General features: G+C 71.4%; 6 protein-coding genes. 1 reads left to right on the top strand and 5 read right to left on the bottom strand.

The genetic code is table 11. The features are described from left to right. Nucleotides 1-10: 10 nt before the first annotated feature. Nucleotides 11-5815, bottom strand: a complete 5805-nt coding sequence (locus tag ACWDSL_RS47290; protein WP_450495163.1) for a type I polyketide synthase — start codon at nt 5813-5815, stop codon at nt 11-13. A 149-nt stretch (nt 5816-5964) separates the two neighbouring features. Continuing rightward, nucleotides 5965-7401 carry an FAD-binding oxidoreductase gene (locus tag ACWDSL_RS47285; protein ID WP_450495161.1) on the bottom strand — a complete coding sequence of 479 codons (1437 nt, stop codon included), beginning with the start codon at nt 7399-7401 and terminating at the stop codon, nt 5965-5967. 103 nt (nt 7402-7504) lie between these two features. Here ACWDSL_RS47285 and ACWDSL_RS47280 point away from each other — a divergent pair, with 103 nt between their 5' ends. Then, nucleotides 7505-8170, top strand: coding sequence for a TetR/AcrR family transcriptional regulator (locus tag ACWDSL_RS47280; protein WP_450495159.1), 666 nt, complete (start codon nt 7505-7507; stop codon nt 8168-8170). 6 nt (nt 8171-8176) lie between these two features. On the opposite strand, the gene ACWDSL_RS47275 is transcribed toward ACWDSL_RS47280, so the two are convergent. From ACWDSL_RS47275 to ACWDSL_RS47265, 3 genes are all read right to left on the bottom strand, one after another. Continuing rightward, nucleotides 8177-9175 (bottom strand): biotin synthase BioB, encoded by a 999-nt coding sequence (locus ACWDSL_RS47275; RefSeq protein WP_450495157.1) that lies wholly within the window; start codon nt 9173-9175, stop codon nt 8177-8179. Further along, entirely contained in the window at nt 9169-10821 is a 1653-nt protein-coding gene (locus ACWDSL_RS47270) for an AMP-binding protein (RefSeq protein ID WP_450495155.1), read from the bottom strand. The genes ACWDSL_RS47275 and ACWDSL_RS47270 overlap by 7 nt, the downstream gene beginning before the upstream one ends. Then, nucleotides 10818-12972 (bottom strand): prolyl oligopeptidase family serine peptidase (locus ACWDSL_RS47265; RefSeq protein WP_450495154.1); only part of this gene is annotated, 2155 nt, incomplete at its 5' end. The genes ACWDSL_RS47270 and ACWDSL_RS47265, both read right to left, overlap by 4 nt.

The raw sequence follows: 12972 nt of genomic DNA, 5'->3' as shown, positions 1-12972 counted from the left end.
ACCCACATAATCAAACCAAAAAAAGCCAACCCATTATTTTTGATTTGTTGAGTGTTTTTCCGATGTGTCCATATCTTTTCTCTTTTTGGCCCGGGCCGGGGCCGCCGACGGGCGCCGCGACAGATGAGAAGAGGACGAACGCGTCGAGGGGGTGGTGCTGCGCGAGGGCGTGCAGATGGTGTGCGGCGTGGGACTTGGGCCCCAGAACGGAGGCGAGGTGGTCCGGGGTCTGGGCGGCGAGGGTGCTGTCGTCCAGGACGCCCGCGGTGTGGACGACCGCGGTGAGGGGGCGGTCCGAGGGGATATCGGCGAGGAGATCCGCGAGCGCGCCGGGGTCGGCCGTGTCACATGCGGCGAGGGTCACGGTGGCGCCGAGTTCGCTGAGTTGGTCACGGAGCGCGGTGGCGCCGGGGGCGCCGGACCCTCGCCGACTCACCAGCAGCAGATGGCAGTCGGGATGCTGTTCGGCGATGCGATGGGCGACGCGGGAGCCGAGGGCCCCGGTGCCGCCGGTGATGAGGACGGTGCCACGGGGCGTCCACGGACGGGCGTCCTCCGCTGCGGCGGTGGACGGTGTCCTGACCAGGCGCCGGGTACGCGGGCCGGTGGCGCGCAGCGCGAGTTCGTCCTCGTCGTGACAGGTGGTCAGCGCCGTGACGAGGCCGCGGAGGACCCGCTCGGTGAGCGTGTCCGGAAGGTCGATGAGCCCGCCCCACAGATCGGGGTGTTCGAGGGCGGCGGTGCGCCCCAAACCCCAGACCATCGCCTGGAGGGGGTGATCGAGCGTATCCGCGGACGAGGTGGCGACGGCCTCGTGGGTGGCCAGCCACAGCCGTGGCGCGATGTCCTCGCGTGCGATGAGCGCCTGGATCAGAGTGAGGGTGAGGGCGGTGCCGACGGGCACCTCCGGGTGGCGCGGATGCGGCGCCTCGTCGAGGGCGAGCAGCGAGAGCACACCGCCGATGGCCGGCCCATCGCTCGCGATCGCCTGTGCGAGGTGCCGCTCCAGCAGGGGGAGATCGGTGTGGGTGTCGTCGAGGACGAGGGTGGCGATCGGCAGCCCCTGGCGTTCCAGCGCGCCCAGCACGCCCCTGACATGGGGGTGATCGGTCAGCCCGGCGGAGATCGCGACAAGCCATCGGCCGGACGGCCGGGGGCGGGCGGCGGCGAGGTCGACCGGCTTCCAGATGTCCCGGTAACACCAGGTGTCGGTGACGGCCTGGTCGCGACGGCGACCGTGCCAGGCGGACAGGGCCGGTAGCAGCACGTCCAGCGAGGTGCCCGGCTCGACATCGAGGAGCGTGGCGACGGCGTTGGTGTCCTCGCCCTCGACCGCCTCCCAGAAGCGGGCCGCGGCGAGGTCCGTACCCGCCGCCTTGTCCTCGGTGGAGTCGTGGAGCCAGTAGCGGTGGTGGTGTTGGAAGGAGTAGGTGGGCAGGTCGATGGCGTGTGGGGTGGGGTGCAGGGTCTGGTAGTGGTGTCGCCAGTCGATGGTGTGGCCGTGGATATGGGCCTGGGCGAGGTTGGCGAGGATGTGGTGGGTGTCGTCGTGGTCGCGGTGGAGCGAGGCGATGACGGTGGTGGTGTGGTCGGTGGTTTCGGCGGTGGCCGTGATGGCGGGGATGAGCGTGGGGTGTGGGCTGACCTCGATATAGGTGTGGTGGTCGGTCTCGGTGAGGGCGTGGACGGCGTGGGCGAACCGTACGGGGCTGCGCAGGTTGCGGTACCAGTAGGCGGCGTCGAGCTCGGTCGGCTCGGCCCATCGGCCCTCGACGGTGGAGTAGAAGGGGATGTCGGCGGCGCGCGGGACGATGCCGTCCAGCAGGTCGGGCAGCCGCTCGGCCACGGCGTCCATATGGGGGCAGTGGGAGGCGTAGTCGACCGGGATGCGCTTCGCCCGTACGTCGTGGGCGAGGTAGTGGTCGAGCGCTTCGTCGAGTGCGTCGGTGTTTCCCGAGATGACCGTTGCCGTGGGGGAGTTGATGCCGGCCACCCATAGCCGGTCGGGCCAGTGGGTGTGCAGATCCTCGGTGACCTGGTCCGCGGGCAGGGGTACGGAGGCCATGCCTCCGGCGCCCCGTTCGGTTTGGAGGGCCTGGCTGCGCAGGGCGACGACCTTGGCCGCGTCATGGAGCGTCAGGGCGCCGCAGACGTGGGCCGCGGCGATCTCGCCCTGGGAGTGGCCGAGGACGGCGTCCGGTTCGATGCCGTAGGAGCGCCAGAGCGCGGCCAGGGACACCATGATCGAGAACAGGGCGGGCTGGACGATGTCGGCGCGCTGCCATACGGGGTCGTCGGCGGGCCGGTGGAGGATATCGGTGAGTGTCCAGTCGACGTAGGGGGAGAGGGCCTGTTCGCAGGCGGCCATCCGCTCGGTGAAGACGGGTGAGCCGTTGAGCAGCCGTAGGCCCATGCCCGCCCATTGGCCGCCTTGTCCCGGGAAGACGAAGACGGTACGGCCGTCGGCGGTGGTGGGACGGTCCGCTGTCTGGTGGACCGCCGGGTCGGGCCGGCCGGTGGCGAGGGCGTCCAGGCCGTGGAGGAGTTGTTCGCGGTCGGAGCCGATGAGGACGGCGCGGTGGTCGAAGGCGGCGCGGCCGGTGGCGAGGGTGTGGCCGACGTCGGCCGGTTGCAGCTGTGGCCGGGCGGTGAGGTGTTCGTGCAGGCGGCGGGCCTGGTCGCGCAGTGCCTGGGACGTCTTCGCCGAGACCACCCAGGGCAGGGCGGGCCCGGCCTCGTCGGTATCCCCCTCGGGGGTCACCGTGGACGGTGGCGTTGCCTGCTCGAGGATGACATGGGCGTTGGTGCCGCTCACGCCGAAGGACGACACACCCGCCCGGCGCGGGTGGCCTCGCTCCGGCCAGGGCACCGGCTCCGTCAACAGCCGTACGGCCCCCGCCGACCAGTCCACGTAATCCGACGGCTTGTCGACGTGCAGGGTGCGCGGCAGCACACCGTGCTGGAGCGCGAGCACCATTTTGATGACCCCGATGACCCCCGCGGCCCACTGGGTGTGTCCGATGTTGGACTTGATCGAGCCCAGCCACAGCGGCCGGTCGGCCGTACGCCCCTGTCCGTAGGCGGCCAGCAGCGCCTGCGCCTCGATCGGATCGCCCAACCGGGTGCCGGTGCCGTGCCCCTCCACCGCGTCGACCTCCGGAGCCGACACCCCGGCATTGACCAGGGCCGAGCGGATGACCTGTTGCTGTGATGGACCGCTGGGCGCCGTGAAGCCGTTGCTCGCCCCGTCCTGGTTGACGGCGGAGCCCCGTACCACCGCCAGCACCTGGTGTCCGAGCCGTCGCGCGTCGGACAGCCGCTCGACGAGCAGCATGCCCACGCCCTCGGACCAGCCGGTGCCGTCCGCGGCGGCCGCGTACGCCTTGCAGCGGCCGTCCGGAGCCAGACCGCGCTGCCGCGAGAACTCGATGAACATGCCAGGGGTCGAGAGGACCGTCGCCCCGCCGACCAGGGCCAGCGAGCACTCCCCGGCCCGCAGCGCCTGGGTCGCCAGATGCAGGGCGACCAGGGACGAGGAGCAGGCCGTGTCCACGGACACCGCCGGTCCCTCAAGACCGAGGACGTAGGAGATCCGTCCCGAGGCCGCGGCGCCGATGTTGCCGGTCAGCAGATGGCCCTCCAGCTCAGGCGACGCCTGGTGCATACGGGGGCTGTAGTCCAGCGGGGCCACGCCGACGAACACCCCGGTGCGGCTGCCGCGCAGCGTCGTCGGGTCGATGCGCGCCCGTTCAAGCGCCTCCCATGAGGTCTCCAGGAGCAGCCGCTGCTGGGGATCCATGGCCGTGGCCTCGCGGGGCGCGATACCGAAGAACTCGGCGTCGAACTTGTCGGCGTCGTGCAGGAATCCCGCTTCGCGCTGGTAGTACGTGCCGGGCCGGGCGGGGTCCGGATCGTAGAGCCGCAGCGGATCCCAGCCCCGGCCCTCCGGGAAGGGGGAGAGGGCGTCGGTGCCCGTGGCGACCAGCTCCCACAGCTCCTCCGGGGTACGGGCGCCCCCGGGGAAGCGGCCCGCCATGCCGATGACGGCGATCGGCTCGTCGTCGGCCCTGGCCGGACCGGCCGCCGCCGCGGGGTCGGGCCGGTCGTCGGCGCCCGGCGGTCGGCCGCCCTGATGATCGAAGAGCCGGGAGTGCAGATGGTCGGCGACGGCGGCGGGCGTCGGATGGTCGAAGGCAAGGGTGAACGGCAGCAGCAGCCCGGTGGCGTCGTTCAGGCGGTTGCGCAGCGCGACCGCGGCAGCGGAGTCGAAGCCCGAGGCGACGAAGTGCTCCTGCTCCGCGATGCCATGGACCGGCGCGTCCGCCCCGGCGACTTCTTCGAGGGCCTTGGCCGCCTCGGCGCCCACCAGCTCGCGCAGCCGCCGCTTCCGCTCCGCGGTGGAGAGCCGGGCAAGCCGCTCCACCAAGGGGGGCCGACAGGCCTCCGCCGGGTCCGGAGCGTCGGCGAGCTCTACGGACGCGTCCGCGGGCGGTTCGAGGGGCAGGGCGACCAAGCGGCCGCCCGGCACCGAGAACGCCGCCCGGTGGTCGTCCAGCGCGCCCCGTACGTACAACTCGGCCAGCGCGGTACGAAAGGACGCGAGGGCGGCCTGCCCGCGATGCAGCGTCGGCACGATCAGGACGCGCTCACCGCCGACCACCTCTTCGGCGGTGGCCTGCACACACATGGTCAGCATCGGGTGCGGGCTCAGCTCCACGAAACAGCGTGTGCCCTGCCGCAGCAGCCCCGTGACGACGCTTTCGAAGCGGACCGGGTCGGCGAGATTCCGGTACCAGTAGGCCGCGTCGAGCCCCTGGGTCTCCAGCGGACCCCCGATGACCGAGGAGTGGAACGGCACCCGCGACGGCCCCGCGGTGACCGATGACAGCGAGTCCAGCAGGTCGTCCTTGAGGGGGGCCATGAACGGCGTATGCGCGGGGATGTCGATCGCCACCTCGCGCGCCCGGACACCGGCACGGGCGAGCTCTGCCAACAGCTCGTCGGCGGCAGGCCGATCGCCGGAGACGACCGTGGCCATCGGGCCGTTGACCGCGGCGATCGTCAGCCTGCCCGGCCACCGCCGCAGCAACGGAAGCAGCTGCGCCTCGGACCGCGCGACCGCGATCAGCGCACCCGACCCGGAGAGCGTCGCCTGGGCCCGGCTGCTCTCGATCACCACGCGCGCCGCGTCGGACAGCGACAGGGCGCCGCAGAGATGGGCCGCCGCGATCTCCCCGATGCAGTGCCCCACGATCGTCGTCGGGCTCACCCCATGAGTCCGCCACAGCTCGGCCAGCCCCACCATGACGGCGAGAAGCGTCGGCTGCACCACATCGGTCCCCTCCAGGGGCGGCGCGCCCGGCGTGCCCCGCAGCACCGCCTCCGGTGACCAGGGGACATACGGCTCGAACGCCTCGGCGCAGGCGCCGACCGCCCGGCGGAACGCGGGTGAGACCGTCAGCAGGTCCGCGGCCATACCGGGCCACTGGGTGCCCTGGCCGGGGAAGACGAACGCGACCCCGTCGCCGGCCGCGGCCGCCGTGCCCCGTACGACACCGGGGGCGTCCTCACCCCGGGCCACCGCGTCGAGCCCCCGCAGATACCCCTCCCGGTCCGCCGCGACCACCGCCGCGCGATGGGGGAGCGCCGGGCCGCCGCTCGCCAGCGTGTGGCCGATGTCTTCCGGACGGAGCTGCGGGTGGTCGGCGACATGGTCGTGGAGCCGCCGCGCCTGGGACCGCAGCGCGGTTCCGGTGTGCCCGGAGAGGATCCACGGATGACCGGCCACTGCGAACTCGTTCTGGGCGTTGGGCAACCGAACCGTCTCCAAATCGGACGAGGCAGCAGTTCTGCGGCAGAGCTGTTCGGTTTATAGAGCAAAGCGGCAGAGCGACGGTGGCATCTCGCTTGACAGCGCCTCAGGTGACGGTCGAGGCCGCGGCGGCCGGCGCCCGGGAAAGGCTCCTACGCGCCGGTGGCGGGAGCGATGTTCTTGTTGTGGCGGAGCAGGTTCCGCGGATCCCACACCGCCTTGATCTCCGCGAGCCGCCGGTACTTGGCCTCGCTTCCGTACACGCCGCGAAGCCACGCCTCGCCCTGGTCCTCGGTGAGATTGATGTAGGCGTTGGGGAGGGTGTGCGGCCGCATGGCGAGCGCCGTCGCGTCGGCCCATGCGTCGAAGGGCCCGTCCTGCTCCGGCTCCGTCCATACGGTGGCGGTCTCCCACAGCCAGGTCGCGTTGGCGCGGGAGAAGGCGGTGGCGTCCTCGGCGACGTCCTCGGAGATCGCGCCGCCCAGCGACCAGATGTTGACCGCGGTGATCGTCCCCGGGGGGTTCGGCGAGGCGGTCACGCGCTCGACCAGCGTGTCGATCGCGGATCTGCTGAGCGAGGCGAGATAGCCGCCGCGCGCACCAGTGCGCAGTCCGTAGGGCGCGGTCGCGTCCAGCATGCTGTTCGTCTCGAGCCAGGTGGTGCGCCGCACCGTGTTGGCGACGGGCGTGCCCAGCGCGGCGAGCCTTCCGGTGATCTCCTCGGCGTCCGCGAAGTCGCCGGTGTGGACCGGGATGAGGATCAGGACCAGCTTGCCGTGCGCCTCCTCGGGCAGCGTGGGGAGCGGCGGCGCGAAGGTGAGCGCGGTCGCCAGTCCGAGCTCACGAGGGGCGTCGGCCATGAAGGCGGGCAGCTGGGCCAGGACGGCCGCGGCCTGGTCGCCGGGGAAGACGATCTGGCCGGAGACGACGTCCGGGCCCAGCGGGTGGGCGCGGTATTCGAAGGCGGTCACGACACCGAAGTTGCCGCCGCCTCCGCGCAGCGCCCAGAACAGGTCCGGGTTCTCCTTCTCGTCCGCGCGGACCTTCCTGCCGTCGACGGTGATCATCTCGCAGGCGAGCAGGCTGTCGACGGTGGCGCCGAAGCGGCGCATCAGGTGGCCGATGCCGCCGCCGAGGGTCAGCCCGGCCACGCCGGTGCTGGTGACGGTGCCGGACGGCACCACCAGGCCGTGTGCCTGCGTGGCCGCGTCCAGCTCGCCGAGCAGAACGCCGGCCTGGGCCCGTACGGTGCGGGTGTCCGGGTCGACGGAGATCTCGCGCATACCGGACAGGTCGAGGACCAGAGCGCCGCCCGGCATGGCGTGGCCGTCGGAGCCGTGGCCACCGCCTCGCACCGCGACGGGCAGATCACGGGCGGATGCGTGGCGCAGGGCGGTGGCGACGTCCTCCTCGTCGGCACAGCGGGCGATCAGCGCGGGGCGGGTGTCGGCGGCCCGGCCGTTGAAGACGACCCTGGCCTGGTCGTAGCCGTCCTGGCCGGGGCGCAGGACGGCGCCACGGAACTCGGCCGGGAAGGCGGCGTGAGCGGGGGATGCGGGGGAAGTGGGGGTCGAGCCGGTCGGGCTCATGCGTGTCTCCCTGAAGTCGGGCAGCCCGTGTCCGTGGGCAGCCCCGTCGGCTAACCGGAAATTCATTTTCCGGTACTGCTTCGGGAGCGTAACATCCCAGGCCATGAGAGAAATCGCCCCGTCCGGCGCCCGCCCCCAGCGGGCCGACGCACGCGAGAACGTCCAGCAGATCCTGCGGGCGGCCCGCGCCGTCTTCGCCGACCGCGGCTACGAGGTGTCCATCGAGGAGGTCGCCCGCCGCTCCGGTGTCGGCATGGGCACGATCTACCGCCACTTCCCCAACAAGCGCGCCCTCGTCGAGGAGGTCGCGATCGGCCAGATGCGGGAAACCTCGGACGTCGTCACCCGCGCCCTGGCCGAGGAACCGGACGCCTGGTCCGCCTTCACCCGGGTGATGCGCCATATGGCCGAGGTCCGCAGCAGCCAGATGTTCCCCGTCTCCCGCAGGCGCACGACGGAGTCCGGCCCGGCCCTCGTCGCCACGCGCGAGGCGCTGCTGGCCGACCTGGACGACCTGGTGGCACGGGCCCAGCAGGAGGGGTCGCTCCGGGCCGATGTGAACACCTACGACCTGGTCCTGATGATGGTCTCGCTGCCCCCGCGGATCCCCGAGGACGGCGCCGGCGGCGGCCTGTCCGCCGACCTCACCGGCCGCCAGCTTTCCGTCCTCCTCGACGGTCTGCGCGCCCCCGGCGCGGAGCGGCTGCCCGGCACGGCCGCCACCCGCCCGGACCTGGACGAGTTCTTCCGTACGCGGTTCGGAATCTGAACGCGCTCAGGGGCGTGGCGTGGACGCCGTGGAGCCGGTGAAGACGGACCGGCCGGCGACCAGGCCGACCGAGTCCAGGACGCGCATGGCGTGGTCGGAGCGGACGACGAAGCGCTCCTTGCCGTAGATGAGATACCGGTCGGCGTTGCGCCCGTGGGTGAAGTTGATCGTCAGGACATTGGCCCCGGCCAGGAAACCGCTGCGCTGGCCGTCCTTGCGGTTCTTGGCCAGGGCGCTCACCGCGGGGACCAGCCAGTCCGGCCGTACGATGCGGCAGATGGCCAGCGCGTTGAGCGTCGTATCGACATCGCCGGGTTCCAGGTGCTCCAGCGGGGTGTGCGGCGCCGGTACGAACGGCGAGAAGCTGCACATATGCGCGCCCAGCTCCCGCGCCATGACGATGTCGTCCGCAATATGTGCCAGTGTCTGACCGGGCAGTCCGACGATTCCTCCGGTGCCCACCTTGAACCCCAGCTCGATGAGGTCGGTCAGACAGCGCAGCCGGCTCTCCAGGGTTTCGTGGCGCATCCGCAGATTGAGGTCCGGGTCGCTGGTCTCGTGTTTGAGGATGTAGCTGGTCGCACCCTGTTCCCGCAGATACGCGTACTCGCCGCGCTTCTTGTTGCCGAGGTTCAGCAGAACTTCGACGTCGTCGTCGTACAACTCCCGGATCCTCGGCAGGGCTTCGCCCACCACACGCGTCGTCTGAGGGATCTCACCGGCCTGGAAGAAGACGACGTTGATGCCGTTGTCCTTGATGACCCGTGCGGCGTCCACGAGATCGTCGGGCCCGGCCAGGAAGGTGTCGTTCTCGCGGGTGTTGTCCCGGCGCATGGGGCAGAAGTCGCAGTTGACCCGGCAGGCGTTGCCGATCTCCGTCACACCGCGTACGACGACGTGGTCGCCGAAGACTTCTTCGCGGATCCGTCGGGCCCGCGCGAACAGCTCTTCCTGTTCCTTTCCGCGTAAGGCGAGCAGTTCGACCATGTCCTGTTTAGTCAGCACTGAATTGCGCTCCCTTCGGGTGGGGGGGTGAACTCGCGTCGCAATCGATCACGGAGCAGGAATTTCTGCACCTTGCCCGCCGGATTACGGGGCAGGGCACCGACCACCTCCACACGCTCGGGCCAGTAGTGCTTGGTCACCCGATGACCGTCCAGGAATTCCTGGACGTCGCCGAGGCCGAGGCTTTTTCCGGGATACAACCCAACGAACAGACAGGCGCGTTCGCCCAGTCGCGGATCGGGCATCGCGACGAGTGCGGATTCGCGTACGGAGGGATGGGCGGCCAGCAACTGCTCGACGGCGCCGACGGGTATCTTCTCCCCGCCCCGGTTGATCACGTCCTTCGCGCGACCGGTGATGCGCAGATACCCGGACGGCTCCAGGACCGCGAGGTCGCCCGTGCGGTACCAGCCGTCGGGGGTGAACGCCTCGGCCGTCTGGTCGTCCCGCCCGAGATAGCCGTCGAAGACGAGCGGGCCGGTCATCTCGAGATGGCCCTCGTATCCGGTGGCGAGCTCGGCGCCCAAGTCGTCGGTCACTCTGAGCCGTACGCCCTCCAGCGGGCGCCCGTCGGTCGCCGCCACCGACTCCGCCTCGTCGCCGGGTGCTGACAGCGTGGCCATGCAGGTTTCCGTGCTGCCCCACGCCGCGCAGACCCGTACGCCGAGGCGGTCGCGGGCGCGGGCGAGCAGAGCGCGGGGTACGGACGCCCCGGTGATCACGAACGTACGCAGCGAGGCGGGCGCCGTCGCACCGGCGTCGACCGCGTCGACCAGGTCGAGCAGGAACGGTGTGGACCCCTGCATAAAGGTGCCGCCCCATTCCCGGAACGCCCGCAGCGCGCGATCGGCGTTCCAGGCCGGCTGCACGATCTGGGCGCTGCCGAGCAGCAGGGACAGCCACATTCCGTAGAGGAACCCGCTGTGGTGCGCCATGGGCGCGGCGATATGCACGCGGTCGCGCGACGTCAGACCGAGCCGGTCGGCGGTGAGCAGGGCGGCCCGGTTGAGCGTGGCCATACGGTGCGGGACCCCTTTCGGCTCTCCCGTGGTGCCGGAGGTGAAGAGGAGGTGTGCGACATCGTGGGGGGAGGTTCCGGCCGGACGGGCCGATGCTCCGGCGGGCGTGGCCCCGGCCACATATGCGGCGAGCCGGTGTGTGGCGGGCACGGTCGCCGAGGGCGCGGGTGAGTGTCCAGGAGCGATCAGAAGGTGACGCAGGTTCGGGGCCAGCCCCGCCTCCGCCATGGCGATGACTTCGCCGGGGTGGCCACGACCGCGGAACGACTCCGGTACGACCAGGACGTGTGCACCGGACCGGCGCAGCACATGGCCGAGTTCGTGTTCGCGCAGGCTCGGGAGCACCGGGCACACCACGGCTCCGATGCGCAGAAGCGCGAGCGAGACGGTCACGAGGTCGGCGGAGTTGGGAAGCGCGGCGACCACGGTCTGGCCGGGCCGGACGCCCAGACCGGTCAGCACGGTCGCCGTACGGCCCGCCAAGTCGACGAGTTCATGCCAACTCAGGGTGAGATCGTCACCGGTGTCGCGCAGCTCGACGAGTGCGAGGCCATCAGGTTGCTCGCCCGCCCGCCGCCACACCACATCGGCAAGGGAGAGCGGCGCGGTGCCGGTTCGCGGGCTCACCTGAGGCCCTTCCGCTCGACGTGTTCGACCAGCCAGGCCACGATGCGGCGGCGGTAGTCCTCCTGGTGGCCGAGGGGGCCGTTGTGCATGAAGAGATGTCCGCCCCCGGGGTAGCGCACGAACTCGACCTCGCATCCTTGGGTGCGCAGCGCGGTGAACCACTCCTCGCTCTGGCCGATGGGGTTCATGAGGTCGTCCTCGCCGTGCAGCAGAAGCGTGGGCGCCGTGACACCGCGGACGTACGTCAACGGCGAGCTGGCGCCGTAGCGTTCAGGGACCTCCTGGGGGGTGCCGCCCAGGAGGACCGGCGCGGTCGTCGCGCCGAGCGATGACGTCCCGTACAGGCTCGACCAGTTGGCGACACCGGCGACGCTGATGCCCGCGGCGAACCGGTCGGTGCGGGCGGTCAGCCAGTTCGTCATGAACCCTCCGTGGCTGGAGCCCATGACGGCGACCTGGCCTTCGGAGGCGAGTCCGTCGCGCACCATGCGGTCGAGAGCGAACAGGAAGTCCTCCTCCTCGCTGAAGCCCGGCCTGCCCAGCGGGGCGCGCATGAACGCTTCGCCGTAGCCGTCGCTGCCCCGCGGATTGAGCAACAGGACGTTCCAGCCACGGGCCGCCAGGGTCTGGTGGTAGAGGTGGCGCGGGGAGAGGCTGGGACGCCATACGTAGTCCGGCCCGCTGTGAATGTCGAACAGCGTGGGTCCCCGGGTTCCGGCCGGGCGTCCGCGCAGCAGATATCCGTGCAGTTCCGGGCAGCCCGGTGGGCTGAAGCGGATGTCCTCGGCCGCGGTGACCGTGAACCGCGCTGCCCATGGGTTGAGGTCGGTGAGCCTTCGTGGTCCCGTTTCGTCCGTCGGCGTCAGATACACGTCTCCCGGGGTGTGTGCGTCGCCGACGACCAGGGCCAAGGAGTCCGTGGCGGCCGATGCGCTCATGCCCATCACCACGGTGGAGTCGCCGCCGAACCAGGGTGTCGCCCGGCCGCCTCCCGCCGGAGCCCGGTACACCCGGGTGCCCCCGGCTTCCCGTGCGCAGAACAGGAAATCCCCGGTGTCGAGGAAGAGCGCGGCGGGTGTGGTGCCGCGCGCGGAGGCGACCAGCCGCCGCGAGAATCCGGCGAGGAGGTCGACGGGTCCTGCGTGCGGGCCGTCCACGACGCGGTACAAGCTGGAATGCTGACAGGGGCCCGGGTGGCGCTGCCCCGCGAAGACGATCTGACGCTCCGGGGTCCAGCCCGTCCACACCACCGTCCCGCCCCAGTCGACGAGGTGCCGCAGCTCTCCCGTGGTGGCGTCGGCGAGGCACACATCGGCGAGCGGCCAGGGGGCATCGCCCGCAGGTCGGCTCACCCCGAGGCTCAGCGCCGCTCCGTCCGGCGACCACGCGGGGCCGTGGACGTCGAACGTCCCCCGGGTGAGCTGCCCGATGTCCCCCGTGGCGATATCGGCGATATGCAGATGGCGCCGGGCCTTCGGCACAAGACCCACGCCGTCGATCTTGTAGCCGAGGTCCCTGACGACATGGGGAGCGCGCCCCGGGGCCTCGCCGCCGTCGTCCTCGGCCGCGACAAAGGCCACCCGCGTGCCGTCCGGCGACCACATCGGGCGTCCGGCGGCCCGCAGGCCCCGGGCGAGCGGACGTACGGTGTGGTCGGCGGCGGACCACAGGGCCAGCGAGACACCGGGTTGCCCCGGCTCCCGGACGAGATGGGCGAGCCACCTGCCGTCCGGCGACCAGGCGGGGGCGTCCGCCCCGGCGCGTGCGACGACTTCGGGCTCCTTGGCTCCCTCGGCGGTGTCCCGGACGACCAGCGCGGTCGTCCAGCGAACGCGCGCGGTGTCGGCCCAGCGGACCACGATGGCGACGCTGTCGCCACGGGGGCTCAGGGCGACCTGCTCCGCGGTGCGGAAACGATGGGCGTCGGCACCGCCGAGATGGGGTGGGCCCTCCGCCGGGCGCGCCGCTCGCCCGTCCACAGGTATGGCTGATGTGTCCACGCTGCTCCAAGAAGTCAGAGAGGTACAACACGCTCGATTCAGGGGGCTGTCGCGCTCCTCGACCACCGCGTCGGCGGGCAGCGCGGCGATCGTGGTGCCGTTGCGCACGTTGAGGATCATCGTGGCGCGCTCATTGCGGCTGATCGCCGCC

The organism is Streptomyces sp. NPDC000941, assembly GCF_053599555.1.
Note: the sequence above shows the minus strand (reverse complement) of the source record. Positions and strands in the feature narration are given on the sequence as shown.

Bases quoted from the DNA above. Each gene is read 5' to 3' on its own strand.
- ACWDSL_RS47280 (WP_450495159.1), top strand. From the start codon at position 7,505: ATGAGAGAAATCGCCCCGTCCGGCGCCCGCCCCCAGCGGGCCGACGCA.
- ACWDSL_RS47285 (WP_450495161.1), bottom strand. From the start codon at position 7,401: ATGAGCCCGACCGGCTCGACCCCCACTTCCCCCGCATCCCCCGCTCAC.